The organism is Streptomyces celluloflavus (assembly GCA_000720995.1).
GTDB classification, from domain to species: Bacteria; Actinomycetota; Actinomycetes; order Streptomycetales; family Streptomycetaceae; genus Streptomyces; species Streptomyces celluloflavus.
This window is the reverse complement of record JOEL01000004.1, coordinates 285,222-310,846: the sequence shown is the minus strand read 5'-3', so window position 1 is coordinate 310,846 and position 25,625 is coordinate 285,222. Positions and strand designations below refer to the sequence as shown.

Annotated in this window: 20 protein-coding genes; 19 read left to right on the top strand and 1 reads right to left on the bottom strand. The window is 70.8% G+C overall.

Features of this window, described 5'->3' with window-relative positions:
* The first annotated feature begins 26 nt into the window (after window positions 1–26).
* The 14 genes from IH09_RS06445 (at window position 27) to IH09_RS06380 (ending at window position 16,402) form a co-directional block, all read left to right on the top strand.
* Entirely contained in the window at window positions 27–2,048 is a 2,022-nt protein-coding gene (locus IH09_RS06445; RefSeq protein WP_052854931.1) for a peptidoglycan D,D-transpeptidase FtsI family protein, read from the top strand.
* An 18-nt stretch (window positions 2,049–2,066) separates the two neighbouring features.
* Window positions 2,067–3,785 carry a UDP-N-acetylmuramoyl-L-alanyl-D-glutamate--2,6-diaminopimelate ligase gene (locus tag IH09_RS06440; RefSeq protein ID WP_052854929.1) on the top strand — a complete coding sequence of 573 codons (1,719 nt, stop codon included), beginning with the start codon at window positions 2,067–2,069 and terminating at the stop codon, window positions 3,783–3,785.
* Between the two features lie 62 nt (window positions 3,786–3,847).
* A complete protein-coding gene (locus tag IH09_RS06435) occupies window positions 3,848–5,281 on the top strand; it encodes a UDP-N-acetylmuramoyl-tripeptide--D-alanyl-D-alanine ligase (protein ID WP_052854928.1) in 1,434 nt (477 codons plus the stop codon).
* A gap of 5 nt (window positions 5,282–5,286) precedes the next feature.
* Complete coding sequence (gene mraY / locus IH09_RS06430; RefSeq protein ID WP_052854925.1) at window positions 5,287–6,351, top strand: phospho-N-acetylmuramoyl-pentapeptide-transferase; 1,065 nt, start codon at window positions 5,287–5,289, stop codon at window positions 6,349–6,351.
* A gap of 20 nt (window positions 6,352–6,371) precedes the next feature.
* Complete coding sequence (gene murD, locus IH09_RS06425) at window positions 6,372–7,766, top strand: UDP-N-acetylmuramoyl-L-alanine--D-glutamate ligase (protein ID WP_052855122.1); 1,395 nt, start codon at window positions 6,372–6,374, stop codon at window positions 7,764–7,766.
* 58 nt (window positions 7,767–7,824) lie between these two features.
* A complete protein-coding gene (ftsW, locus tag IH09_RS06420) occupies window positions 7,825–9,165 on the top strand; it encodes a putative lipid II flippase FtsW (RefSeq protein WP_052854923.1) in 1,341 nt (446 codons plus the stop codon).
* 6 nt (window positions 9,166–9,171) lie between these two features.
* Entirely contained in the window at window positions 9,172–10,260 is a 1,089-nt protein-coding gene (gene murG, locus IH09_RS06415; protein WP_052854921.1) for an undecaprenyldiphospho-muramoylpentapeptide beta-N-acetylglucosaminyltransferase, read from the top strand.
* A 22-nt stretch (window positions 10,261–10,282) separates the two neighbouring features.
* Window positions 10,283–11,110: an FtsQ-type POTRA domain-containing protein gene (locus IH09_RS06410; RefSeq protein WP_052854919.1), complete on the top strand. Its 828-nt coding sequence runs from the start codon at window positions 10,283–10,285 to the stop codon at window positions 11,108–11,110.
* Between the two features lie 283 nt (window positions 11,111–11,393).
* The gene (ftsZ, locus tag IH09_RS06405) at window positions 11,394–12,647 is read left to right on the top strand and encodes a cell division protein FtsZ (protein WP_052854917.1); all 1,254 of its coding nucleotides are present in this window, start codon (window positions 11,394–11,396) and stop codon (window positions 12,645–12,647) included.
* A gap of 13 nt (window positions 12,648–12,660) precedes the next feature.
* Window positions 12,661–13,437 carry a peptidoglycan editing factor PgeF gene (gene pgeF / locus IH09_RS06400; RefSeq protein WP_110952099.1) on the top strand — a complete coding sequence of 259 codons (777 nt, stop codon included), beginning with the start codon at window positions 12,661–12,663 and terminating at the stop codon, window positions 13,435–13,437.
* Window positions 13,418–14,137, top strand: coding sequence for a YggS family pyridoxal phosphate-dependent enzyme (locus tag IH09_RS06395; RefSeq protein ID WP_052854912.1), 720 nt, complete (start codon window positions 13,418–13,420; stop codon window positions 14,135–14,137). The genes pgeF and IH09_RS06395 overlap by 20 nt, the downstream gene beginning before the upstream one ends.
* A gap of 123 nt (window positions 14,138–14,260) precedes the next feature.
* Window positions 14,261–14,881, top strand: a complete 621-nt coding sequence (locus tag IH09_RS06390; RefSeq protein WP_052854910.1) for a cell division protein SepF — start codon at window positions 14,261–14,263, stop codon at window positions 14,879–14,881.
* A 71-nt stretch (window positions 14,882–14,952) separates the two neighbouring features.
* Window positions 14,953–15,246 (top strand): YggT family protein, encoded by a 294-nt coding sequence (locus IH09_RS06385; protein ID WP_052854907.1) that lies wholly within the window; start codon window positions 14,953–14,955, stop codon window positions 15,244–15,246.
* A gap of 49 nt (window positions 15,247–15,295) precedes the next feature.
* Window positions 15,296–16,402 (top strand): DivIVA domain-containing protein, encoded by a 1,107-nt coding sequence (locus IH09_RS06380; protein WP_052854905.1) that lies wholly within the window; start codon window positions 15,296–15,298, stop codon window positions 16,400–16,402.
* A gap of 259 nt (window positions 16,403–16,661) precedes the next feature.
* On the opposite strand, the gene ileS is transcribed toward IH09_RS06380, so the two are convergent.
* The gene (gene ileS, locus IH09_RS06375) at window positions 16,662–19,814 is read right to left on the bottom strand and encodes an isoleucine--tRNA ligase (RefSeq protein WP_052854903.1); all 3,153 of its coding nucleotides are present in this window, start codon (window positions 19,812–19,814) and stop codon (window positions 16,662–16,664) included.
* 599 nt (window positions 19,815–20,413) lie between these two features.
* Between ileS and IH09_RS06370 the strand changes: the two genes are divergently transcribed.
* The 5 genes from IH09_RS06370 (at window position 20,414) to IH09_RS06350 (ending at window position 25,535) form a co-directional block, all read left to right on the top strand.
* Entirely contained in the window at window positions 20,414–21,388 is a 975-nt protein-coding gene (locus IH09_RS06370; protein WP_052854901.1) for a TraR/DksA family transcriptional regulator, read from the top strand.
* Between the two features lie 118 nt (window positions 21,389–21,506).
* Window positions 21,507–22,115, top strand: coding sequence for a signal peptidase II (gene lspA / locus IH09_RS06365; RefSeq protein ID WP_052854899.1), 609 nt, complete (start codon window positions 21,507–21,509; stop codon window positions 22,113–22,115).
* A gap of 91 nt (window positions 22,116–22,206) precedes the next feature.
* Window positions 22,207–23,148: an RluA family pseudouridine synthase gene (locus tag IH09_RS06360; protein ID WP_052854897.1), complete on the top strand. Its 942-nt coding sequence runs from the start codon at window positions 22,207–22,209 to the stop codon at window positions 23,146–23,148.
* A gap of 120 nt (window positions 23,149–23,268) precedes the next feature.
* Window positions 23,269–24,864 (top strand): Na+/H+ antiporter, encoded by a 1,596-nt coding sequence (locus tag IH09_RS06355; protein ID WP_052854895.1) that lies wholly within the window; start codon window positions 23,269–23,271, stop codon window positions 24,862–24,864.
* A gap of 59 nt (window positions 24,865–24,923) precedes the next feature.
* Window positions 24,924–25,535 (top strand): dienelactone hydrolase family protein, encoded by a 612-nt coding sequence (locus IH09_RS06350; RefSeq protein ID WP_172451258.1) that lies wholly within the window; start codon window positions 24,924–24,926, stop codon window positions 25,533–25,535.
* The last annotated feature ends 90 nt before the right edge of the window (window positions 25,536–25,625 follow it).

The following is a 25,625-nucleotide window of genomic DNA, read 5'->3' as shown; positions in this document are numbered from 1 at the left end:
CCCGCGCACGCCCCGGAGAACGCGGTATGACCGAGCCCAAGGACCCCCGCCGCCGCGTCCCGCGCCCGGCCCAGCGCGGCCCGCAGCGCCCGGCCGCCCGCCCCTCGGCGAAAGCGGCGTCCGGCAAGCGCACCGCGTCCGGGGCCGGCCGCTCCGGACCCGCGGCGGCCCGGCGCCCCGCCCCCCGCTCCGGACGCCCGCGCTCCGGTGCCGCCCCCTTCCGCCTCGGCAGCCCGCGTCCCCGGCTGCGGCTGGTCGCGCTCGCGCTGACGCTGGTGATGCTGGTCTTCGTCGTCCGGCTCTTCCAGGTGCAGGCCGTGGACGCCGGGGCGTACGCCGCGAAGGCCAACGAGAACCGCTACGTCCCGGTCAAGCTCGCCGCCGAGCGCGGCACGATCACGGACCGGGACGGGGTGGCCCTGGCCACCTCCGTGGACGCGTACGACATCACCGCCGACCCCAGCCTGCTGGCGCCCGACAAGACCAAGATCGAGGACGCGCCGCAGCAGGCCGCGGCGCTGCTCGCGCCCGTCCTCGGCGAGGACCGGGCCACCCTCGCCAAAAAGCTCGGCAACGCCCGGACGCGCTACGTCGTGCTCGCCCGGCAGCAGACCCCGCAGGTCTGGAAGCAGATCAAGGACCTCCGCAAGGTCCTCGACCGCAAGGCCGCCGCCGCACCCCGGCAGGCGCCCCGCCCCAACGTCCTGGTCGGCGTCTTCGCCGACAAGCACAGCAAGCGCGTCTACCCCAACCAGGACCTCGCGGCCGGTGTCGTCGGCTTCGTCAACAACGAGGGCAAGGGCGCCGGCGGCCTGGAGGCACGGCTCGACGAGAGCCTCGCGGGCAAGGACGGCAAGCTCGTCTACGCCCAGTCCGGCGGCCGCCGGGTGCCCACCGGCGACACCCAGGAGCACCCCGCCGTCCCCGGTACCGGCGTCACGCTCACCCTCGACCGCGACATCCAGTGGGCGGCCCAGCAGGCCATCACGCAGCAGGTCGAGAAGTCCAAGGCCGACCGCGGTTACGTCGTCGTCCAGGACACCCGGACCGGCGAGATCCTGGCGCTGGCCAACTCACCCGGCTTCGACCCCAACAACGTCGCGAAGGCGGACCCGGCCGCACTGGGCAACGCCGCGCTCACCGACGCGTACGAACCGGGCTCCACCAGCAAGCTGATGTCGATGGCCGCCGTCCTGGAGGAGGGCGCCGCCACCCCCGCGACCAAGGTCACCGTGCCCAACCGGCTGCACCGCGGCGACCGGCTGTTCGCGGACGACATCGACCACGCCACCTGGCACCTCACGCTCAACGGCGTGCTCGCCAAGTCCAGCAACATCGGCACGATCCTCGCCGTCGGCCAGCTCGGCAAGACGCAGCAGGAGACCAACCAGGTGCTCTACTCCTACCTGCGGAAGTTCGGGATCGGGAAGCCGACGGGGCTCGGCTTCCCGGGGGAGACGGCCGGCATCCTGGCCGAGCCGCAGAAGTGGAACACCTCGCAGCAGTTCACCATCCCGTTCGGCCAGGGGCTGTCCCTCAACGCCGTCCAGGCCGCGTCGGTCTACTCCACGATCGCCAACGGCGGCGAGCGCGTCGCCCCCACGCTCGTCCGCGGCACCACCGGGCCCGGCGGCCGCTACACCCCCGCGCCGGAGCCCGCCAAGAACCGCGTGGTCAGCAAGAAGACCGCGGCCACCCTCGCCACCATGCTCGAATCGGTGGTCGACGACCGGGAGGGCACCGGAGCGAACGCGAAGATCGACGGATACCGTGTCGGGGGCAAGACCGGCACGTCCAACAGGGTGGACCCCAAGACCGGCCGCTACCACGGCTACACGGCTTCCTTCGCCGGGTTCGCGCCCGCCGACAAGCCCCGTATCACGGTCTACTGCGCCGTCCAGAATCCCACCAAGGGCAGCTATTTCGGCGGTCAGGTCTGCGGCCCGATCTACCAGAAGGTCATGGAGTTCGCGCTCAAAACCCTCCAGGTTCCGCCGAGCGGCAGCCAGCCCCCGAGGCTGCCGGTCACCTTCAAGCCAGGCGAATGAAATCGAGGCAACACCGCCGTGACGACCATCACCCCCGGCCCCGGGAACCATTCCCCGCAGCAGCCCTCACTTCGCCCCGGAGCCGTTGTGCCCGGTACGCTCACCGCCGTGTCACAAGCTGATCAGTCCCCAAAAACCCGGAACGCCGAGAAGGAGGGCCCCGGCACATACCCGGGCGCACCCCGCCCCGAGCGGGTCCGCCCGACCCGCCTGGCGGATCTCGCCGCACAGCTGGGCACCCCGGCTCCGGCCGCGGGCGGGCCCGATGTCCAGGTCACCGGCATCACGCACGACTCCCGGGCGGTCCGTCCCGGTGACGTCTACGCCGCGCTGCCCGGCGCCCGTCTGCACGGCGCCGACTTCGTCGCCCAGGCCGCCGACCTCGGCGCCGCCGCGATCCTGACCGACCCGGCGGGCGCGGACCGCGCCGCGGCGACCGGTCTGCCGGTCCTCGTCGTCGAGAACCCGCGCTCGCGGATGGGCGCGCTGGCCGTCTCGATCTACGGAGCGCCGGGCGAGGACCTGCTCCAGATCGGCATCACCGGCACCTCCGGCAAGACCACCACCGCCTACCTCATCGAGGGCGGGCTGCGGGCGGCCGCCGCGAAGTCGGACGGCGCGCCGACCGGCCTGATCGGCACCGTCGAGACCCGGATCGGCGGTGAGCGCATGAAGTCCGAGCGCACCACCCCCGAGGCCACCGACCTCCAGGCGCTCTTCGCCGTCATGCGCGAGCGCGGCGTCCGCGCGGTCGCCATGGAGGTCTCCAGCCACGCGCTGGTCCTCGGCCGCGTCGACGGCTGCGTCTTCGACGTCGCGATCTTCAACAACCTCAGCCCGGAGCACATGGAGTTCCACTCCGGCATGGAGGACTACTTCCAGGCCAAGGCCCAGCTGTTCACCAGGGCCCGCAGCCGCGCCGGTGTCGTCAACCTCGACGACGAGTACGGCAGGCGGCTGGCCGACGGCGAGTCCGAGGTCCCGGTCACCACCTTCTCCGCCGAGGGCCACCCGGACGCGGACTGGCGGGCCGCGGACGTCGAGGTCGGCGCGCTGGGCTCGACCTTCACCGTGCACGGTCCGGACGGCCGGACGCTGCGCGCCGCCTCCCCGATCGCCGGCCCGTTCAACGTCGCCAACGCGCTCGCCGCCATCACCGCGCTGATCGTCGCGGGGATCGACCCGCAGACCGCCGCCGACGGCGTCGCGGCGGTCCCCGGCGTCCCCGGCCGCCTGGAGCGCGTCGACGCCGGCCAGCCCTATCTGGCGGTCGTCGACTACGCCCACAAGACCGACGCCGTCGAATCGGTTCTCCGCGCGCTGCGCAAGGTCACCGAGGGCAAGCTGCACGCCGTCCTCGGCTGCGGCGGCGACCGTGACCCGCACAAGCGCGTCCCGATGGGTGCCGCGGTCGCCCGGCTCGCCGACACCGCCGTACTGACCTCCGACAACCCCCGTTCCGAGGACCCGCTCGCGATCCTCGCCACCATGCTCGCGGGCGCCGCCGAGGTGCCCGTCCACGAACGCGGCACCGTGCTGGTCGAAGAAGAGCGGGCCGCCGCCATCGCCGCCGCCGTCGCCCGTGCCGAGCCCGGCGACACCGTGATCGTCGCGGGCAAGGGCCACGAGCAGGGCCAGGACATCGCCGGAGTGGTCCGCCCCTTCGACGACCGCCAGGTGCTGCGCGAGGCCATCGAGGCTTCCTTGACGTCACAGCAGCCGAACCACCAGGGATGACACACCGCCATGCGCGCACAACCCTTCTGTTGGTACCTCCTGCCCCCCGCCGGGGGTGACCTGTGATCTCCCTGTCCCTAGCCGAGATCGCGAGAATCGTCGGCGGGCAGCAGCACGACATACCGGACGCCGGGGTCCAGGTCACCGGGCCCGTCGCCAAGGACTCCCGCGAGGTGCGCCCCGGCGGCCTGTTCGTGGCCTTCGCCGGGGAACGCGTCGACGGCCACGACTTCGCGCGGCGCGCGGTCGAGGCGGGCGCGGTGGCCGTACTGGCGGCCCGCCCCGTCGGCGTCCCCGCGATCGTCGTCGACGACGTGGTCGGCGCGCTCGGCGCGCTCGCCCGCACCGTCGTCGAGCGGCTCGGCGCCACCGTCGTCGCCCTCACCGGCTCGGCCGGCAAGACCAGCACCAAGGACCTGATCGCCCAGCTCCTGCAGCGGTGCGGTCCGACCGTCTGGCCGGAGGGCAACCTCAACAACGAGATCGGGCTGCCGCTGACCGCGCTGCGTGCCGAGGCGGACACCCGGCACCTCGTCCTGGAGATGGGTGCCCGCGGCGTCGGCCACATCCGCTACCTCGCCGAGCTGACCCCGCCCAGGATCGGCGTGGTGCTGAACGTCGGCACCGCGCACATCGGCGAGTTCGGCGGCCGCGAGCAGATCGCCCAGGCCAAGGGCGAACTGGTCGAGGCGCTGCCCGAGGACGGACTCGCGGTCCTCAACGCGGACGATCCGTACGTACGCGCCATGGCGCCCCGTACGAAGGCCCGTACGCTCCTGTTCGGCGAGGCCGCGGACGCCGACGTACGTGCCGAGAATGTCCGGCTCACCGCCCAGGGCAGGCCCGCCTTCACGCTTCACACACCCTCCGGGTGCGGCGATGTGACGATGCGGCTGTACGGTGAGCACCACGTGTCGAACGCGCTTGCCGCGGCCGCCGTCGCCCATGAGTTGGGCATGCCCGCAGACGAGATCGCCGTGGCGCTCTCCGAAGCCGGCACGCTCTCCCGCTGGCGGATGGAGGTCACCGAGCGCGCGGACGGCGTGACGGTCGTCAACGACGCCTACAACGCGAATCCCGAGTCCATGCGAGCGGCGCTGCGAGCGCTGGTCGCGATGGGCACGGCCGCCAGGACAGCAGGCGGTCGTACGTGGGCGGTGCTCGGTGAGATGGCCGAGCTGGGCGGGGACGCGCTCGCCGAACACGACGCGGTCGGACGGCTGGTCGTCCGGCTCAACGTCAGCAAGCTCGTGGCAGTCGGCGGCAGGGAAGCGGCCTGGCTCGACATGGGCGCCAAGAACGAGGGTTCGTGGGGTGAGGAGTCGGTGCACGTGTCCGACGCGCAGGCGGCGGTCGACCTGTTGCGCAGCGAGCTGCGACCGGGAGACGTCGTGCTGGTGAAGGCGTCCAGATCGATGGGTCTGGAGCGGGTCGCCGCAGCATTGCTTGACGACGAGGGCGTACTGGGCGCTGAGGGCGGGGCCGCAGCCCGATGAACTCGATGAAGCAGATCCTCTTCTCCGGAATGATCGGGCTCTTCCTGACCCTGATCGGTACCCCGGTGCTGATCAAGCTGCTGGCCAAGAAGGGCTACGGTCAGTTCATCCGCGATGACGGACCGCGGGACCACCACAGCAAGCGCGGTACCCCCACCATGGGTGGTATCGCCTTCATCCTGGCCACGATCATCGCGTACGCGCTGACCAAGGTCATCACGAGCAGCGACCCCACCTTCTCCGGTGTGCTGGTGCTCTTCCTGATGGCGGGCATGGGTCTGGTCGGCTTCCTCGACGACTACATCAAGATCGTCAAGCAGCGTTCGCTGGGTCTGCGGGCCAAGGCCAAGATGGCCGGCCAGCTGATCGTCGGTATCGCCTTCGCGGTGCTCTCCTTGCAGTTCGCGGATCTGCGCGGACAGACCCCGGCCTCCGACCGGCTGTCCTTCACCCAGGACTTCGGCTGGCAGATCGGCCCGGTGCTCTTCGTGATCTGGGCGCTGTTCATGATCCTGGCGATGTCCAACGGCGTGAACCTCACCGACGGCCTCGACGGCCTGGCCACCGGCGCCTCGGTGATGGTCTTCGGCGCGTACACGTTCATCGGTATCTGGCAGTACCAGGAGTCCTGCGCCAACCAGATCACCGCGGGACCCGCCTGTTACGAGGTCCGCGATCCACTCGACCTGGCGGTCGTCGCCTCGGCGCTGATGGGTGCCTGCTTCGGCTTCCTGTGGTGGAACACCTCACCCGCCAAGATCTTCATGGGTGACACCGGTTCGCTGGCACTGGGCGGCGCGCTCGCCGGCCTGGCCATCTGCTCCCGTACCGAGATGCTGCTGGCCGTCCTCGGCGGACTGTTCGTGCTCATCACCATGTCCGTGGTGATCCAGGTCGGATCCTTCCGCCTCACCGGCAAGCGGGTCTTCCGCATGGCGCCACTTCAGCATCACTTCGAACTGAAGGGCTGGAGCGAAGTGCTGGTGGTGGTCAGATTCTGGATCATCCAGGGCATGTGCGTGATCGTCGGACTCGGCATCTTCTACGGCGGCTGGCAGGCGGCCAAGTGACCCCGCAGGACTTCTCCGGCATGCGCATCACCGTCGCCGGCCTCGGCGTGAGCGGCGTCCCCGCCGCCCGCGCCCTGGCCGGCCTCGGCGCCACCGTCACGGTCGTCAACGGCAGTGACGGCGAGCGGCAGCGCGCCGAGGCCGCCGAGCTCGAAGCGCTGGGCGTGACGGTCCGCCTCGGTGACGGCGACACCCTCCCCGAGGGCACCGAACTCGTCGTCACCACCCCCGGCTGGAAGCCCACCAGCCCGCTTTTCCGCGCCGCCGAACAGGCCGGTGTGCCCGTATGGGGCGACGTCGAGCTGGCCTGGCGGCTGCGCCGCCCCGACGCACCGCCGTGGCTCGCGGTCACCGGCACCAACGGCAAGACGACCACGGTCCGGATGCTGGCCGCCATCCTGGAGGCCGAGGGGCTGCGCACCGCCGCCGTCGGCAACATCGGCGTCCCGCTCGTGGACGTCGTCCTCTCGGACGAGCCGTACGACGTCCTGGCGGTCGAGCTCTCCAGCTACCAGCTCCACTGGGCGCCCTCCGTACGCCCGCACTCCGCCACCGTCCTCAACCTCGCCCCCGACCACCTCGACTGGCACGGCTCCATGGCGGCCTACGCCGCCGACAAGGGCCGTATCTACGAGGGCAACACCGTCGCCTGCGTCTACAACGCGGCGGACGGCGCGACCGAGGACCTGGTCCGCCGGGCCGACGTCGAGGAGGGCTGCCGGGCCATCGGCTTCACCCTCGGCACCCCCGGCCCCTCGCAGCTCGGTGTGGTCGAGGGCCTCCTCGTCGACCGCGCCTTCGTGGCCAACCGGCAGCAGCAGGCGCAGGAACTGGCCGAGGTCGCGGACATCACCCCCGCCGCCCCGCACAACATCGCCAACGCCCTCGCGGCCGCGGCGCTGGCCCGCGCCTTCGGCGTGCGCCCCACGGCGGTACGCGACGGACTGCGCGCCTTCCACCCGGACGCGCACCGTATCCAGCACATCGCGGACATCGGCGGCGTCGCCTACGTCGACGACTCCAAGGCCACCAACACCCACGCCGCCGAGGCGTCCTTGGCGGCGTACGAGCACATCGTCTGGATCGCCGGCGGCCTGGCCAAGGGCGCGACCTTCGACGAGCTCGTCCGGAAGTCGGCCGCGCGGCTGCGCGGCGTGGTGCTGATCGGCGCCGACCGGGCGCTGATTCGCGAAGCCCTGGCGCGACACGCCCCCGATGTGCCGGTGGCCGACCTCGACCGGACCGACACTGGGGCGATGCCCGAGGCGGTCCGGGAAGCGGCGCGGCTGGCCGAGCCCGGTGACACGGTCCTGCTGGCCCCGGCCTGCGCCTCGATGGACATGTTCGTGAACTACACCAAGCGGGGCGATGCCTTCGCCGACGCGGTCCGCGAACTGACCGCACCGGATCACTGACCGTTTCTCCCCGCTGCCGTCACCATCGGCGGCGAGCGCACCCGTGGAGGGGACGAGAATGACGGCCCGATCGGCGAAGGCGGCCTCACCGAGACCGGCGCGCCGGCCCTCCACGGGGCGGCCGCCGCGCGGCGGCCGCGTCTTGGGTGGTCCCCGGCGCTTGTACGTACAGGCGAAACGCGCCTGGGACCGGCCGCTGACCGCCTACTATCTCGTCCTCGGCGGCAGCCTCCTGCTCATCGTGCTGGGGCTGGTGATGGTCTACTCGGCCTCCCAGATCAAGGCCCTTCAGTACGGTCTGGCCCCGTCGTACTTCTTCCGCAAACAGCTGCTCGCCGCCGTCCTCGGCGGCGGACTCATGCTGGTCGCCGCCCGGATGCCCGTCAGGCTGCACCGCATGCTGGCCTACCCGCTGCTCGCGGGCTCGGTGTTCCTGATGTGCCTGGTGCAGGTGCCGGGTATCGGGGTCGCCGTCAACGGCAACCAGAACTGGCTCAACCTGGGCGGCGCCTTCCAGATGCAGCCCAGCGAGTTCGGCAAACTCGCGCTGGTCCTGTGGGGCGCTGACCTGCTGGCCCGCAAGCACGACAAGAAGCTGCTCGCGCAGTGGAAGCATCTGCTCGTACCGCTGATCCCGGTCGCCTTCCTGCTGCTCGGTCTGATCATGCTCGGCGGCGATATGGGCACCGCGGTCATTCTCACGGCGGTCCTCTTCGGGCTGCTGTGGCTGGCCGGCGCCCCCACCCGGCTGTTCGTGGGGGTGCTCTCCGTCGCGGGCGTGGTCGCGGCGCTGCTGATCAAGACGAGCGCCAACCGGATGTCCCGGCTCGCCTGCATCGGGGCCACGGATCCGGGCCCCAGCGATCAGTGCTGGCAGGCTGTACACGGTATTTACGCGCTGGCTTCCGGCGGATTCTTCGGTTCCGGGCTGGGCGCGAGTATGGAAAAATGGGGTGAACTCCCGGAACCGCACACCGACTTCATCTTCGCCATCGCAGGCGAGGAACTGGGCCTGGCGGGGACGCTGTCGGTACTCGCCCTCTTCGCGGCTCTAGGCTATGCGGGTATCCGCGTGGCCGGACGCACGGAGGACCCCTTCGTGAGGTACGCCGCGGGAGGTGTGACCACCTGGATCATGGTGCAAGCCATGATCAATATCGGTGCGGTGCTCGGCCTGTTGCCGATCGCCGGTGTCCCGCTCCCGCTGTTCTCCTTCGGGGGTTCCGCCCTGCTGCCGACGATGTTCGCCGTCGGGCTGCTGATCGCCTTCGCGCGTGACGAGCCCGCCGCACGGGCGGCGTTGGCCATGCGGCAACCGGTTTTCGGCAGGAAACCGGCTGGGGTGAGATGGAAATCGATGAGACGGCGCGTGAAGAAGCGACCGTCCGGAGAGCGGTGAATTTCGGTGCATGTCGTACTCGCCGGTGGGGGGACCGCCGGCCACATCGAGCCCGCGCTCGCCCTCGCGGATGCCCTGCGCAGGCAGGACCCGACCGTGGGGATCACGGCACTGGGCACGGAGAAGGGACTGGAGACCCGGCTCGTTCCCGAGCGGGGCTACGAGCTCGGTCTGATCCCGGCCGTACCGCTGCCACGCAAGCCCACCCCCGAACTGATCACCGTCCCCGGGCGGCTGCGCGGCACGATCAAGGCCGCCGAGCAGATCCTGGAGCGCACGAAGGCGGACTGCGTCGTCGGCTTCGGCGGCTATGTGGCGCTGCCCGGCTATCTGGCGGCCAAGCGGCGGGGCGTGCCGATCATCGTCCACGAGGCCAACGCCCGTCCCGGCCTGGCCAACAAGATCGGCTCGCGGTACGCCAAGTTCGTCGCCGTCAGCACCCCGGACAGCAAGCTGCGCGGTGCCCGCTATGTCGGGATTCCGTTGCGCCGCACCATCGCCACGCTGGACCGCGCGGCCGTCCGCCCCGAGGCGCGGGCCGCCTTCGGCCTCGACCCCAACCTCCCGACGCTGCTGGTGTCCGGCGGTTCCCAGGGCGCACGCCGGCTCAACGAGGTCATCCAGGCCGCCGTGCCCGCGCTCCAGCGCTCCGGCATTCAGGTACTGCACGCGGTCGGCCCGAAGAATGAACTGCCGCACGTGGACAACATGCCCGGTATGCCGCCGTATGTCCCGGTACCGTATGTGGACCGGATGGATCTCGCGTACGCCGCGGCCGACATGATGCTCTGCCGTGCGGGCGCGATGACCGTCGCCGAACTGTCCGCCGTCGGGCTCCCGGCCGCCTTCGTCCCGCTGCCCATCGGCAACGGCGAACAGCGGCTCAACGCCCAGCCGCTGGTCAACGCCGGCGGCGGTCTGCTGGTCGACGACGCCCAGCTGACGCCGGAGTGGGTGCAGAACACCGTGCTCCCGGTCCTGGCCGATCCGCACCGGCTGTACGAGATGTCCCGCGCGGCCTCCGAGTTCGGCCGCCGGGACGCCGACGAGCTGCTGGTCGGCATGGTGTACGAGGCGATCGCGCAGAGCAAGTAGCGACGAGAGAGAGCAGGGGAGCGTGGCCGGACCGACGACCGCGAAGCGCGGCGGGAAGAAAGCGTCGCGGTCCGGTCCGCCCCCTTCGACGGCGTCCCGCACACGGCGGTTCCCGCGGCTGCGCCGTCTCTTCCGCGTCTTTCGTGCACCGGGCCGCAGTGGTCTGATCATCATCTCGATCCTCGTGGTGCTGCTCGGCGCGTTCGGCGTCTGGACCCTCTACGGTTCGGACTGGCTCCGCGTCGAGCACGTCAAGGCCGAGGGCACCGAGGTCCTGACACCGGATGAGGTCATCGAGGCGGCGCAGGCCCCGATGAACGCGCCGCTGGTCTCCGTGGACACCGACGCGATGGCCCGACGGCTGCGCGCACGGCTTCCGCGCATCAAGACCGTTGACGTCGTGCGATCCTGGCCGCACACCATCGGTCTCGAAGTGACCGAAAGGACACCGGAACTCCTGATGAGATCGGGCAAAAAGTTTGTCGAAGTGGACGCCGAAGGTGTCCGTTTCGCCACTGTCCCGGCCGCTCCCAAGGGTGTTCCCTTTCTGGAAATGGCGGCGTCGGACTCCCCGAGCCTGCACCGGTTCGGCACCGACCGGCTGCGGCGCGCGGCGGCCGACGTCGCCGGGGAGCTGCCCGCGCCCCTGCGCAAGGACGTGCGGACGGTCCGCGTACGGTCCTACGACTCCCTCACCCTCGAACTGACGGGGGGCCGTACGGTCGTGTGGGGCAGCAGCGAACAGGGCGCCGAGAAGGCCAAGGTGCTCACCGCGCTGCTGAAAGCGGCACGTGATGCGCGCCACTTCGACGTCTCGGTGCCCAGTGCCCCGGCGACGTCGGGGAGTTGACGTACGTCACCGCAGGCCAGCACCCTGGATGGCTACCACTATGGGTGATCACATAGGGTGAAAAGAAAAACGGGAGGTTCGGCGTGTTCGTTGAACGCGCGCCACTTGTCGACTTAGTGTCTCGTTCCAAAGGGACTATGGAACCCAGGAACACAGGCACAGGTAACCCTAAACTTCAACGTTAGGGTTCGGGTCGGCGATACGGACCGTCCCATCGGCATCAGTCGGCGTCCACACGGAATGTGAGGCGACGACACGTAACTCGAGGCGAGAGGCCTTCGACGTGGCAGCACCGCAGAACTACCTCGCAGTCATCAAGGTCGTCGGCATCGGCGGCGGTGGCGTGAACGCCATCAACCGGATGATCGAGGTCGGGCTCAAGGGCGTCGAGTTCATCGCGATCAACACCGATGCGCAGGCGTTGCTGATGAGCGACGCCGACGTCAAGCTCGACGTCGGCCGCGAAATGACGCGCGGACTCGGCGCCGGCGCCAACCCGGATGTGGGCCGCAAGGCGTCCGAGGACCATCGCGAGGAGATCGAGGAGGTCCTCAAGGGGGCCGACATGGTCTTCGTGACCGCGGGAGAGGGCGGCGGCACCGGCACCGGCGGCGCGCCCGTCGTCGCCAACATCGCCCGCTCGCTGGGCGCCCTGACGATCGGTGTGGTCACCCGGCCGTTCACCTTCGAGGGCCGCCGCCGCGCCAACCAGGCCGAGGACGGCATCGCGCAGCTGCGCGAAGAGGTCGACACCCTCATCGTCATCCCCAACGACCGGCTGCTGTCCATCTCGGACCGTCAGGTGAGCGTGCTCGACGCGTTCAAGTCGGCGGACCAGGTGCTGCTGTCGGGTGTCCAGGGCATCACCGACCTGATCACCACGCCCGGCCTGATCAACCTCGACTTCGCCGACGTCAAGTCCGTGATGTCGGAGGCCGGCTCGGCGCTCATGGGCATCGGCTCGGCGCGCGGCGACGACCGCGCGGTGGCCGCCGCGGAGATGGCGATCTCCTCGCCGCTCCTGGAGGCGTCCATCGACGGCGCCCGCGGTGTGCTGCTCTCCATCTCCGGCGGTTCGGACCTCGGTCTCTTCGAGATCAACGAGGCCGCGCAGCTGGTCAGCGAGGCCGCGCACCCCGAGGCCAACATCATCTTCGGTGCGGTCATCGACGATGCGCTGGGCGACGAGGTCCGGGTCACGGTCATCGCCGCGGGCTTCGACGGCGGTCAGCCGCCGGCCCGCCGCGACGCGTCCGCCGGCCTGTCCGCCGCGAAGCGGGACGAGCCCGTACCGGCCCCGAGCCGTCCGGTCACCCCGGCCGAGCCGCGGACGTCGGCCTTCGGCGGCCTCGGTGCGGTGCCCGTACGGGACGCCGGCGCATCGGCCGCGGAGCGCGGCGGAGCGTCCGGACCGGCCGACAGCTCCGTGCTGGGCGAGGTGCCGGCACCCCCGGCGAACACCCCGCAGGTTCCCCAGGCCCGTCCGTATACGGACACCGCGGCCGAGGAACTGGACGTACCCGACTTCCTGAAGTAGCCGAAGCACGCAAGTGATAGGACAACAGCACCACGAGAGCGGCGCGCACTTCGCCTTCACCGACAGGTGGGGCGGGGTGAGCGCCGCTCCGTTTGAGCAGCTCAATCTCGGCGGCGCGGTCGGCGACGACCCGCGGGCGGTACGGACCAACCGCGAGCTCGCCGCCCGGGACCTCGGCCTCGATCCGGCGTCGGTCGTCTGGATGCACCAGGTCCACGGCCGGGACGTGGCGGTGGTCGACGGGCCGTGGCGTACGGACGACATCCCCTGTGTGGACGCGGTGGTGACCGCCCGTCGGGGACTCGCCCTCGCCGTCCTGACCGCGGACTGCACTCCCGTTCTCCTCGCCGACCCGGTCGCCGGGATCGCGGGGGCCGCGCACGCGGGCCGGCCGGGGCTGGTCGCCGGGGTCGTCCCCGCGGCGGTCGAGGCGATGGCCGCACTGGGCGCGGAGCCGGCCCGGATCGTGGCCCGCACCGGACCCGCGGTCTGCGGGCGGTGTTACGAAGTGCCCGAGGCGATGCGCTCCGAGGTCGCCGTGGTGGTCCCGCAGGCGTGGTCGACGACCAGTTGGGGCACCCCGGCGGTGGATGTCACCGCGGGGGTACGGGCCCAGCTCGCCGCGGCGGGGGTATCGGTCCGTGAGGATTCCCACGTCTGCACGCGGGAATCGGCGGACCACTTCTCTTATCGGCGCGACCGCACCACGGGGCGGCTCGCGAGCTATGTATGGGTCGGGGACACCCCCGCCGAAGGTGGGGGGCTGAGCCATGACGGACCGCAGAACTGAACTGGCCGAGAACCTGGCGCGGGTGGAGGACCGTATCTCCACCGCGTGCGCCAAGGCCGGCCGGCCGCGGGACGAGGTGACCCTGATCGTGGTCACCAAGACCTATCCGGCGAGCGATGTCCGGCTGCTCGCCGAGCTGGGAGTGCGGCACGTCGCGGAGAACCGCGATCAGGATGCGGCGCCAAAAGCCGCAGAATGCGCTGATTTGCCGCTTACTTGGCACTTTGTTGGTCAACTGCAGACGAACAAGGTACGTTCTGTGGCCGGTTATGCCGGAGTTGTGCAGTCGGTCGACCGGGCCAAGCTCGTCACGGCGCTCTCCAGGGAAGCCGTCCGGACCGGGCGTGAGCTGGGTTGCCTGATCCAGGTGGCGCTTGACGCCGGGTCGGGGGAGCGGGGCGATCGCGGCGGGGTGGCACCGGACGGCGTCGCCGCGCTCGCCGAGGCGGTGACGGCGGCCCAAGGTCTGCGCCTGGACGGTGTGATGACGGTCGCACCGCTGGCCGGACCGTACGCCGGCCGCCAACTCGCCGCTTTCGAGCGGCTGATGGAAATCTCGTCCGACCTGCGCACGGCCCATCCTGCTGCCAACATGGTGTCAGCGGGCATGAGCGCGGACCTCGAAGACGCCGTGGCGGCCGGGGCGACACATGTGCGCGTCGGCACTGCGGTACTCGGAGTCCGACCACGGCTCGGGTAACGTCGCCAAGAAGTCGGACCACAGCACAAAATATGGTCATTCCCGCAAACATGTGGGCGGACCGAGTGGATCCAAGGCGCCCGGTGACGGAGCCGATCCACCACAGAGCGGAGGACGCAGAGAATGGCCGGCGCGATGCGCAAGATGGCGGTCTACCTCGGCCTCGTGGAGGACGATGGGTACGACGGCCGGGGTTTCGACCCCGACGACGAGTTCGAGCCCGAGCTTGACCCGGAGCCGGACAGGGGGCGGCGTCAACAGCACCAAGTGCAGGCCGAGACACGCCCGGAGCGGGAGGAACCGGTCCGGGCCGTGCAGCCTCCGGCGCAGCGCGAGCCCGCTTCGCTCGCCGCGGAAAGCGGACGACCCGCCCGAATCGCCCCCGTGGCATCCATCACACCCGACCGCCCGAATCTGGAGAAGAACGCACCGGTGATCATGCCCAAGGTTGTGTCCGAGCGGGAGCCCTACCGCATCACCACACTGCACCCCCGGACCTACAACGAAGCCCGTACCATCGGGGAACACTTCCGTGAGGGCACTCCGGTGATCATGAATCTCACGGAGATGGACGACACGGACGCGAAGCGACTTGTCGACTTTGCCGCCGGACTCGTCTTCGGTCTGCACGGCAGTATCGAACGGGTGACGCAGAAGGTGTTCCTGTTGTCGCCTGCTAACGTCGATGTCACGGCGGAGGACAAGGCCCGTATCGCAGAGGGCGGGTTCTTCAACCAGAGCTGAGACGCAACACCGGGCACACCGAGGCCGCGAGGCCAACACAGAAGCAAGGCAAGGGGAGAGGGACGCGCGAGATGAACGTCGCTGGTCAGGTGATCTATATCGCGCTGTACTGCTTCCTGATCGTGTTGATCTTCCGGCTGGTGATGGACTATGTCTTCCAGTTCGCCCGTTCATGGCAACCCGGCAAGGCGATGGTGGTCATTCTGGAGGCCGCCTACACTGTCACTGATCCGCCACTCAAGCTTCTGCGGCGGGTCATCCCGCCGCTGCGTCTCGGGGGCGTGGCGCTCGACCTGTCCTTCTTCGTATTGATGATCATCGTGTACATCCTGATCACCGTCGTGAGGTCGGTGTTGTTGGTGTGAACGATACGGTCTTGCCGATTGCCGACGACTACGTTGAGGTGAAGTAGAGATGCCGTTGACCCCCGAGGACGTGCGGAACAAGCAGTTCACGACCGTCCGCCTCCGAGAAGGCTATGACGAGGACGAGGTCGATGCCTTCCTCGATGAGGTCGAAGCCGAACTGACCCGTCTTCTGCGGGAGAACGAGGACCTGCGCGCCAAGCTGGCCGCCGCCACGCGTGCCGCCGCGCAGAACCAACAGCAGCAGAACATGCGTAAACCGGATCCGCAGGATCAGCAGCAGCAACAACGCCAAGGGGCTCCGGTGCCCGCTGCCATATCCGGTCCGCAGCCGGTCCCGCAGCAGCAGGGGATGGGTGGACCTCCCCAACTGCCCGGCGGTGCACCCCAGCTGCCCCCCGGCCCTGGTGGCCATGGCCCGCAGGGTCCGCACGGACCCGGTCCGATGGGCCCCGGCGGTCCGCTCGGTGGCCCGATGGGCGGCCAGATGGGCGGCCCCGGCGGTCCGCAGCAGCTGCCGCAGGCGCCCCAGCAGAGCGGCCCCGGCGGCGACAGCGCGGCCCGCGTGCTGTCCCTGGCGCAGCAGACCGCCGACCAGGCGATCGCGGAGGCCCGTTCCGAGGCCAACAAGATTGTCGGCGAGGCGCGTAGCCGTGCCGAGGGCCTGGAGCGGGACGCCCGCGCCAAGGCCGATGCGCTGGAGCGGGACGCGCAGGAGAAGCACCGCGTGGCGATGGGCTCGCTGGAGTCCGCCCGCGCCACGCTGGAGCGCAAGGTCGAGGACCTGCGTGGCTTCGAGCGCGAGTACCGCACACGGCTGAAGTCGTACCTGGAGAGCCAGCTGCGTCAGCTGGAGAACCAGGCCGATGACTCGCTCGCCCCGCCGCGGACCCCGGCGACCGCTTCGCTGCCGCCGTCGCCGTCGATGGCGTCGGCCGGTGCGCCGAGCATGGGTGGCGGTCACTCCATGGGCGGCGGCCCGTCGATGGGCGGCCATGGCGGTCCGTCCGGCGGCGCTCCGTCGTACGGCGGCCAGCAGCAGATGTCGCCCGCGATGACCCAGCCGATGGCACCGGTGCGGCCGCAGAGCCCGCAGCCGATGCAGCAGGCGCCGTCGCCGATGCGCGGCTTCCTCATCGACGAGGACGACAACTGACGTCCGCGCAGCGCGCATAGTCGGCAATCAGGGCCGGGCCCCGAGGGAACATTCCTCTCGGGGCCCGGCCCTTTTGCATGCCGGGCGGCCGGCGGTTGGCGGACGGGAGACCGTGCGGCGGACCCTTGGTCCGGACGCGGTGGTGGGGACGGTGAAGCCCCCCGGCACGGGAAGTGCCGGGGGGCTTCGTATGGCGTCGGGCCGCGGTGGCGGCGACGTGCGCGGCCGTTACGGCGTCACCGTCAACACGGCAAGGTGACTACGCCTTGCGGAGCTGGAAGGTGAGAGCCAGGCCCTCGTCCGTGAAGGGCTCGCCGTAGCCGGTGGTGTCCTCGCCGGTGGCGCCGTGTTCGTCCACGAACGCGGTGGCGAGCACCTCGTCGGAGATCAGACCGGCGTGGTCGGCCAGTGCCGTACGCACCTCGTCGTCGGTGGACCGCCAGCGCAGCGCGATCCGGTCGGCGACGTCCAGACCGCTGTTCTTACGGGCCTCCTGGATCAGCCGGATGGCGTCGCGGGCCAGGCCCGCCCGGCGCAGCTCCGGGGTGATCTCCAGGTCCAGGGCGACGGTGGCCCCGGAGTCGGAGGCCACCGACCAGCCCTCGCGCGGGGTTTCGGTGATGATGACCTCGTCGGGGGCCAGCGTGACGGTCTCGCCGTCGACCTCGACGCTCGCCGTACCGTCGCGCAGTGCGAGCGAAAGCGCCGCGGCGTCCGCGTCGGCGACGGCCTTGGCGACCGCCTGGACGCCCTTGCCGAACCGCTTGCCCAGGGCACGGAAGTTCGCCTTCGCGGTGGTGTCGACCAGGGAACCTCCCACCTCCGAGAGCGAGGCGAGGGAGGAGACGTTGAGCTCCTCGGCGATCTGCGCGCGCAGGTCCGCGGAGAGTTCCGCGAAGCCCGCGGCCGCGACCAGCGCGCGGGACAGCGGCTGACGGGTCTTCACACCGGACTCGGCGCGGGCCGCCCGGCCCAGCTCGACCAGCCGGCGCACCAGCAGCATCTGCGTGGACAGGGTCGCGTCGGTGCGCTCCAGGTCGGCGACCGGCCAACTGGAGAGGTGGACGGAGTCCGGGGCGTCCGGGGTGACCGGTACGACCAGGTCCTGCCAGACCCGCTCCGTGATGAACGGGGTGAGCGGCGCCATCAGCCGGGTGACCGTCTCGATGACCTCGTGCAGCGTGCGCAGCGCCGCCGCGTCGCCCTGCCAGAAACGGCGGCGCGAGCGGCGGACGTACCAGTTGGAGAGGTCGTCGACGAACGCGGACAGCAGCTTGCCGGCCCGCTGGGTGTCGTACGCCTCAAGGGACCGGGTGACCTGGTCGACCAGGGTGTTCAGCTCGCCGAGCAGCCAGCGGTCCAGCAGCGGGCGGTCGGCGGGGGCCGGGTCGGCCGCGGACGGTGCCCACTGGGACGTACGGGCGTAGAGCGCCTGGAAGGCGACGGTGTTCCAGTACGTCAGCAGGGTCTTGCGGACGACTTCCTGGATGGTGCCGTGGCCCACCCGGCGGGCGGCCCAGGGCGAACCGCCGGCCGCCATGAACCAGCGGACCGCGTCGGCGCCGTGCTGGTCCATCAGCGGGATCGGCTGGAGGATGTTGCCCAGGTGCTTGGACATCTTCCGGCCGTCCTCGGCGAGGATGTGGCCCAGGCAGACGACGTTTTCGTAGCTCGACTTGTCGAAGACGAGGGTGCCGATCGCCATCAGGGTGTAGAACCAGCCGCGCGTCTGGTCGATGGCCTCCGAGATGAACTGCGCCGGATAGCGCTTCTCGAAGAGCTCCTTGTTGCGGTACGGGTAGCCCCACTGCGCGAACGGCATCGAACCCGAGTCGTACCAGGCGTCGATGACCTCGGGGACGCGGGTCGCGGTCCCCTGGCAGGTCGGGCAGGCGAAGGTGATGTCGTCGATGAAGGGGCGGTGCGGGTCCAGCTCCGACTGGTCGGTGCCGGTCAGCTCGGTGAGCTCGGCGAGCGAGCCGACGCAGGTGAGGTGGTCCTCGGCGCAGCGCCAGATGGGCAGCGGGGTGCCCCAGTAGCGGTTGCGGGACAGCGCCCAGTCGATGTTGTTGTTCAGCCAGTCGCCGAACCGGCCGTGCTTGACCGAATCCGGGAACCAGTTGGTGTTCTCGTTCTCCCGCAGCAAGGCGTCCTTGACCGCGGTGGTGCGGATGTACCAGGACGGCTGGGCGTAGTAGAGGAGCGCGGTGTGGCAGCGCCAGCAGTGCGGGTAGCTGTGCTCGTACGGGACGTGCCGGAAGAGCAGGCCGCGGGAGTCGAGGTCGGCCACGAGCGCCTCGTCGGCCTTCTTGAAGAACTGGCCGCCGACCAGCGCCAGCCCCTCCTCGAAGGTGCCGTCCGGGCGGACCGGGTTGACCACCGGCAGGCCGTACGCCTTGCAGGTCTTGAGGTCGTCCTCACCGAAGGCCGGGGCCTGGTGGACGAGGCCGGTGCCGTCCTCGGTCGTGACGTACTCGGCGTTGACGACGAAGTTGGCGCCCTCCAGCTCGATGAGGGAGAAGGGGCGCTCATAGGCCCAGCGCTCCATCTCGCGGCCGGTGAAGGACCGGCCGGTGGCCGTCCAGCCCTCGCCGAGGGCCTTCGCCAGCAGCGGCTCGGCGACGATCAGCTGCTCGGTGCCGTCGGTGGCGACGACATAGGTGACGTCGGGGTGCGCGGCGACCGAGGTGTTGGACACCAGTGTCCAGGGGGTGGTCGTCCAGATCAGCAGCGCGGCCTGGCCGGCCAGCGGGCCCGAGGTCAGCGGGAGGCGGACGAAGACCGAGGGATCGACGACCGTCTCGTAGCCCTGCGCCAGCTCGTGGTCCGACAGGCCGGTGCCGCAGCGCGGGCACCAGGGGGCGACGCGGTGGTCCTGGACCAGCAGGCCCTTGTCGAAGATCTCCTTGAGCGACCACCACACCGATTCGATGTAGCCGGGGTCCATGGTGCGGTACGGGTCGTCGAGGTCGGTCCAGTAGCCCATGCGGGTCGTGAGCTCGGCGAAGGCGTCGGTGTGCCGGGTCACCGACTCACGGCACTTGGCGTTGAACTCGGCGATGCCGTACGCCTCGATGTCCTTCTTGCCGTTGAACCCCAGCTCCTTCTCCACGGCCAGCTCGACCGGGAGGCCGTGGCAGTCCCAGCCGGCCTTGCGGTCGACGTGGTAGCCCTGCATCGTGCGGAACCGGGGGAAGACGTCCTTGAAGACGCGCGCCTCGATGTGGTGGGCGCCGGGCATGCCGTTGGCGGTCGGGGGACCTTCGTAGAAGACCCACTCGGGCCGTCCCTCGGACTGCTGGAGGGTACGGGCGAAGACCTTCTGCTCCTGCCAGAAATCGAGCACGGCGTGCTCAAGGGCGGGAAGGTCTACCTGGGCGGGCACCTGGCGGTACTGGGGCTGCGGACTCATCGGGGCTTCCTCCGGCGGACACCTGCTGCGTTCTCCGTCCGGAGGGACGAGAACTCGCGCTCCCGCGGTACCACCCTCCTTGGCGGTGCCGCTGCACCGCCCCCTCATTGGGGTCGCGCTGCCGGTTCTACTCGCCTCCGGGATGACCCGCGGGCTTTCTTCCGGCGACTCCGGGGTGATCTTCACGTCGTGCACGCCCCCGGGCTCACACCGTCCCCGGGTCGCTGTCGGCTGCGTACGACGCTACTCGTCCCATCAATGCCTCTCGCTGCGCCCAGTGTACGGGGCCGGGGTGACAGCGGCCGACCGGTTTTCCGGGTGCGCGGGGCGCGGGGCCGGGCGGCGGTGCGGAGCGGCCGTCATGACCCGAATGGCGAGACACCGGGGGCCGGAGTGTGCGGGGCGGCCGGTGTCCCCTCGCGGTGGCGGATTACCGGGCGGGGAGCCGGGAACAACGGAGGCGGACCGGGCTTCGGGGCCGGGCGGCGGGTGCCGGCGGGCGGTGCGTCCCGTTGCCGCGTGCCGTGTGGCGATTTATCGTTCCCGTCACGATTCGCGAACAAGATCACCTAGATCATATACGTGAAGGGGTCGCGGCCATGGTGGCGAAAAAGACCGCCGCGAAGAAGAGCACGACGCCCGCCGGGAAGGACGCCGCGAGGAAGGCCGCGCCCGGTGGGCAGCGGCACGCGACCACGGCGGCGGGCGCCGGGGAGGAAGCGGCGCACGGTACGGCGGCCCCCGGCCAGGCTCCGGCGGAGAGTACGGCGAAGAAGGCCCCGGTCAAGAAGGCCCCGGTCAAGAAGGCCCCGGTCAAGAAGGCCCCGGTCAAGAAGGCCCCGGCCAAGAAGAGCCCGGCCAAGAAGGCTCCGGCGGCTAAAGCCCCGGCAAAGGCCCTGGCTGAGAGGGCGGCCGGGACCGCCGCCGCCAAGGCCGCTCCGAAGGCCACCGCGGCCAAGGCGACCGCCGCAAAGACCGCACCGACCAAGACCACCGCCGCCAAGACCGCACCGACCAAGACCGCCGCCGCCAAGACCGCGGCATCGAAAACCGCGGCATCGAAGGCGGCACCGTCCAAGACGGCACCCTCCAAGACCGCGGCCGCCAAGGCGAAGAAGACGGGGGCCGGGAAGGCGGCGGCGAAGAAGGGCGCGGGGGCGGTACCGGCCGCGGCGCCGGACGAGCTCGCCGTCCGGCCCGGTGAGGACCCCTGGACGCCGGACGAGGTCGCCGCGGCGCGGACCGAGCTGATGGGCGAGGCGGTGCGGCTGCGCACCGAGATCGCCGCGTCCGAGACCGCCATCGCCGGGCTGATGCGGGACTCCGGCGACGGCGCGGGGGACGACGAGGCCGACACCGGCACCAAGAACATCACCCGGGAACACGAACTGGCGCTTGCCTCCAACGCCCGCGAGATGCTGGCGCAGACCGAGCGGGCGCTGGGGCGGCTGGACGCGGGCACGTACGGCCTGTGCGAGAACTGCGGCAAGCCGATCGGCAAGGCGCGGATGCAGGCGTTCCCGCGCGCGACGCTGTGTGTGGAGTGCAAGCAGAAGCAGGAGCGGCGCGCCTGACGGTGCCGCAGGCCGTCGCCGGACACCCGTACCGGCCCCGGCCATCAGCGTGTGCCGTACCCTCATGGTCAGCCAGGCGTGGCCTGGCCGCGGACTCAACGGGCTGAGGGACTCACACGTGGCAGAGGCGGAACGCATCACCGGTACGCCGGAATCCGAGCCGGGTTCCGGATCGGATCCCGCATCGGGAGCCGAAGGGGGACGGCCGGCGGAGCCGGAGCCGGAGCAGGGTGAGGGCCGGGGCAAACGCCGGATCCTGGCGCTGATCCTGGTCGCGGCCGTCGTGTACATGCTGGACCTGGGCAGCAAGATGCTGGTGGTCGCGAAGCTGGAGTACCACGCGCCCATCCAGGTCATCGGGACGCTGCTCCAGTTCGACGTGATCCGCAACCGCGGTGCCGCCTTCGGCATCGGCGAGGCGCTGACGATCTTCCTCACGATCATCGCGACGGTGGTGATCGTGGTGATCGCCCGCATCGCGCGCAAGCTGTACAGCCTGCCGTGGGCCATCGCCCTCGGGCTGCTGCTCGGCGGTGCCTTCGGCAACCTCACCGACCGGGTCTTCCGCTCGCCCGGCGTCTTCGAGGGCGCGGTGGTCGACTTCATCCGCCCGGCGCACTTCGCGGTCTTCAACCTCGCCGACTCCGCGATCGTCTGCGGCGGCATCCTGATCGTGATCCTCTCCTTCCGCGGGCTCGACCCCGACGGCACGATTCACAAGGACTGACGGGCCGGGCGGCCGCCTTCCAGGGCCGGGCCGGGCGGGCCCCGGGGCGGACCCGGGAAGGGCACCGCGGCGGGACTGCCATACTCGTGGGGTGAGCACCGTTCCCGAGATCCGCACCCTGCCCGTACCGGACGGCCTGGAGGGCGAGCGCGTCGACGCCGCGCTGGCCCGCATGTTCGGCTTCTCCCGTACGAAGGCGGCCGAACTGGCCGCGGCCGGGAAGGTCCGGGTCGACGGGTCCGAGGTGATGAAGTCCGAGCGGGTACAGGGCGGCGCCTGGCTGGAAGTCGAGATGCCGGCGCCCGCGGCGCCCGTGGAGATCGTCGCCGAGCCCGTCGAGGGCATGGAGATCGTGCACGACGACGACGACATCGTCGTGATCGTCAAGCCGGTCGGCGTCGCCGCGCACCCGAGCCCCGGCTGGAGCGGCACCACGGTCATCGGCGGTCTCGCCGCGGCCGGCTACCGCATCTCCACCTCCGGCGCGGCCGAGCGGCAGGGCATCGTGCACCGCCTCGATGTCGGCACCTCGGGGCTGATGGTGGTCGCCAAGTCCGAGCGCGCCTACACCCTCCTCAAGCAGCAGTTCCGCGAGCGTACGGTCGACAAGCGCTATCACGCCCTCGTCCAGGGCCACCCGGACCCGATGAGCGGCACCATCGACGCCCCCATCGGCCGGCACCCGCAGCACGACTACAAGTGGGCCGTGACCGCCGAGGGCAAGCCGTCGGTCACGCACTACGACCTGATCGAGGCGTTCCGGGCGGCCAGCCTGCTCGACATCAAGCTGGAGACCGGCCGCACCCACCAGATCCGGGTGCACATGTCCGCGCACCGCCACCCCTGTGCCGGTGACCTGACCTACGGTGCCGACCCCACGCTCGCCAAGCGGCTCGGGCTCACCCGCCAGTGGCTGCACGCCGTGCGGCTGGGCTTCGAGCACCCCTCCGACGGCAGCTGGGTCGAGTTCGAGAGCTCCTACCCCGACGACCTCCAGCGCGCCCTGGACACCGTCCGGGACGAGAGCGCCTGATACCGCGGTGGCCGGGCGCCGGTCCGGCCACCCGCGGCACCGGCCGCGACGGATATTGACCGGTGTCGTGGCAGGCTTGGGGCGGAAAACGATCGAAACCGACCCCGGAGCGTAGCCACCGTGGACCAGCTGGCCCTGATGTTCGTTCTTCTCCTCGGGGCTGTGGTCATGGTCCCGGTCGGTGACCGGCTGGGGCTTCCCTCACCGGTGCTGATGACCCTCTTCGGGGCCGTGCTGGCGCTGCTGCCGTTCGTACCCAACGTCGAGGTGCCGCCCGAGTTCATCCTGCCGCTGGTGCTGCCACCGCTGCTCTACGCCGCCGTGCAACGCACCTCCTGGCGGCAGTTCACGGCCAACCTCCGGCCGATCCTGCTGCTCGCCGTCGCCCTCGTCTTCGCCACCACGGCCGCCGTCGCCGCGGTCGCCCAGGCCGTCGTGCCCGGTCTGCCGCTGGCCGGCGCGGTGGTGCTCGGCGCGCTGGTCGCCCCGCCCGACCCGGTCGCCGCGACCGCCGTCGCCGGCAAGCTCGGACTGCCCCGCCGGATGGTCTCCATCCTGGAGGGCGAGGGGCTGTTCAACGACGTCACCGCGATCGTGCTCTACCACGTCGCGCTCGCCGCGGCCGTCAGCGGCACCTTCTCGGCCCCCGCCGCGGTCGGTTCGCTGGTGCTGTCCGCGGTCGTGGCCATAGCGGTCGGGCTGGTGCTCGGCTGGGCCGCCAACAAGCTGATGGGGCGGCTCGGCGACCCGACGCTGCAGATCGGCCTGACGCTGCTGGTGCCGTTCGTCGCGTACGTACTCGCCGAGGAGTTCCAGGGATCCGGGGTGCTGGCGGTGCTGACCAGCGCACTCTTCCTGGCCGAGTACGCCGTCGACGCCGACGACGTGATGGGCCGGCTCGCCGGATACACCTTCTGGGAAGTCGTCGACACCCTCGTCACCGGCGTCGCCTTCGGGCTGATCGGCCTGGAGATGCACAACATCTTCGGCACCGCGTCCGGGCGGTGGGCCGAGATGCTCGGCGCGGCCGCGGCCGTCGTCGGCGTGGTCGTCGCCGTCCGCCTGCTGTGGCTGCTGCCCGCCGCCTGGCTGGCCAAACGGATGCACAAGCGCCGCGACTACGACGAGGACATCCCGCTGAGCTGGCGCGAGACGGTCATCATGTGGTGGTCCGGGATGCGCGGAGTGGCCTCGGTGGCGCTGGCGCTGGCCATCCCGTACACCATCGACGGCGGTACGGACTTCCCCGCCCGCGACGAGATCCTCTTCATCGCCTTCGCGGTGGTGCTCACCACCCTGGTCGTCCAGGGCCTGACCCTGCCCTGGCTGGTGCGCAAGCTCCGGGTGCGGGCCGACACCGATGCCGAGGACGCGCTGGAGCGGGAGCTGGCGATCCGGGTGATCAAGGCGTCCAAGCGGCGGCTGCGGGAGATCATGGAGGTCGAGGAGCTGCCCGAGGAGATCACCGACCAGCTGTCCCGGCGCGCGTACGACATCGGCGCCCGGATCTCGCCGGAGATCATGGACGACGAGCGGCGCGAGCACTTCGAGAAGCGGATCACGCGGATGAAGAAGGTGCAGCGCATCCAGGGGGAGATGCTCTCCGCGGCCCGGCACGAGGTGCTCGCCGCGCGCAGCGAACCGGGCGCGGACCCGGAGATCGTGGACCGGGTGCTGCGCCATCTGGACATGCGCAGCCTGCGCGCCACGCAGTGAACGGCACTGTCAGTGGCGGCTGGCACGATGAGGGAACTGTGAACGAACCCCAGGGAGTGATGTCAGTGCCGGCCTCCACCGAGTCCGCGGCCAGCGGTTCTTCGACGATTGTCCTGTTCCACTCGGTGTGCGGACTGCGCCCCGCGGTGCACGCGGGGGCGGACCGGCTGCGCGCCGCCGGGCACGAGGTGATCGTCCCCGATCTGTTCGACGGCCGGACCGCCGACTCGGTGCAGGACGGGATGGCCATCAAGGACGCCATCGGCAAGGAGGAGCTGCTCAAGCGGGCCGTCCTGACCGCCGCGCCGTACTCCGACCGCGGTCTGGTCTACGCGGGCTTCTCCTTCGGCGGTTCGGTCGCGCAGAATCTGGCGCTGGCGGACGAGAAGACCCGCGGTCTGCTCCTGCTGCACGGCACCTCCGACATCGCGGAGGACGCCGTCGCCGACGACCTCCCGGTGCAGCTGCACGTCGCGGACCCGGATCCGTACGAGCCGCACGACTGGCTGAACGCCTGGTACCTCCGGATGCGCCGGGCCGGCGCGGACGTCGAGGTCTTCCGCTACGCCGGCGCCGGCCACCTCTACACCGACCCCGAACTGCCGGACTACGACGCACAGGCGGCGGAGCACACCTGGCGGGTGGCGCTGGGGTTCCTGGCCGGGCTGTAGCGGCGGGCGCCGGGGCCGGCGCACCGGCCCCGGCCCCGGCGTTCCCCAGGAATCCCCGGGGCCGGGCCCCGGGGATTCCCGGACATCCCG

Coding starts and splice junctions, on each gene's coding strand:
- IH09_RS06445 (WP_052854931.1), top strand. CDS start 27: ATGACCGAGCCCAAGGACCCCCGCCGCCGCGTCCCGCGCCCGGCCCAG.
- mraY (WP_052854925.1), top strand. CDS start 5,287: ATGAAGCAGATCCTCTTCTCCGGAATGATCGGGCTCTTCCTGACCCTG.
- murD (WP_052855122.1), top strand. CDS start 6,372: ATGCGCATCACCGTCGCCGGCCTCGGCGTGAGCGGCGTCCCCGCCGCC.
- ftsW (WP_052854923.1), top strand. CDS start 7,825: ATGACGGCCCGATCGGCGAAGGCGGCCTCACCGAGACCGGCGCGCCGG.
- IH09_RS06395 (WP_052854912.1), top strand. CDS start 13,418: ATGACGGACCGCAGAACTGAACTGGCCGAGAACCTGGCGCGGGTGGAG.
- IH09_RS06390 (WP_052854910.1), top strand. CDS start 14,261: ATGGCCGGCGCGATGCGCAAGATGGCGGTCTACCTCGGCCTCGTGGAG.
- IH09_RS06385 (WP_052854907.1), top strand. CDS start 14,953: ATGAACGTCGCTGGTCAGGTGATCTATATCGCGCTGTACTGCTTCCTG.
- IH09_RS06380 (WP_052854905.1), top strand. CDS start 15,296: ATGCCGTTGACCCCCGAGGACGTGCGGAACAAGCAGTTCACGACCGTC.
- ileS (WP_052854903.1), bottom strand. CDS start 19,814: ATGAGTCCGCAGCCCCAGTACCGCCAGGTGCCCGCCCAGGTAGACCTT.
- IH09_RS06370 (WP_052854901.1), top strand. CDS start 20,414: ATGGTGGCGAAAAAGACCGCCGCGAAGAAGAGCACGACGCCCGCCGGG.
- IH09_RS06350 (WP_172451258.1), top strand. CDS start 24,924: ATGTCAGTGCCGGCCTCCACCGAGTCCGCGGCCAGCGGTTCTTCGACG.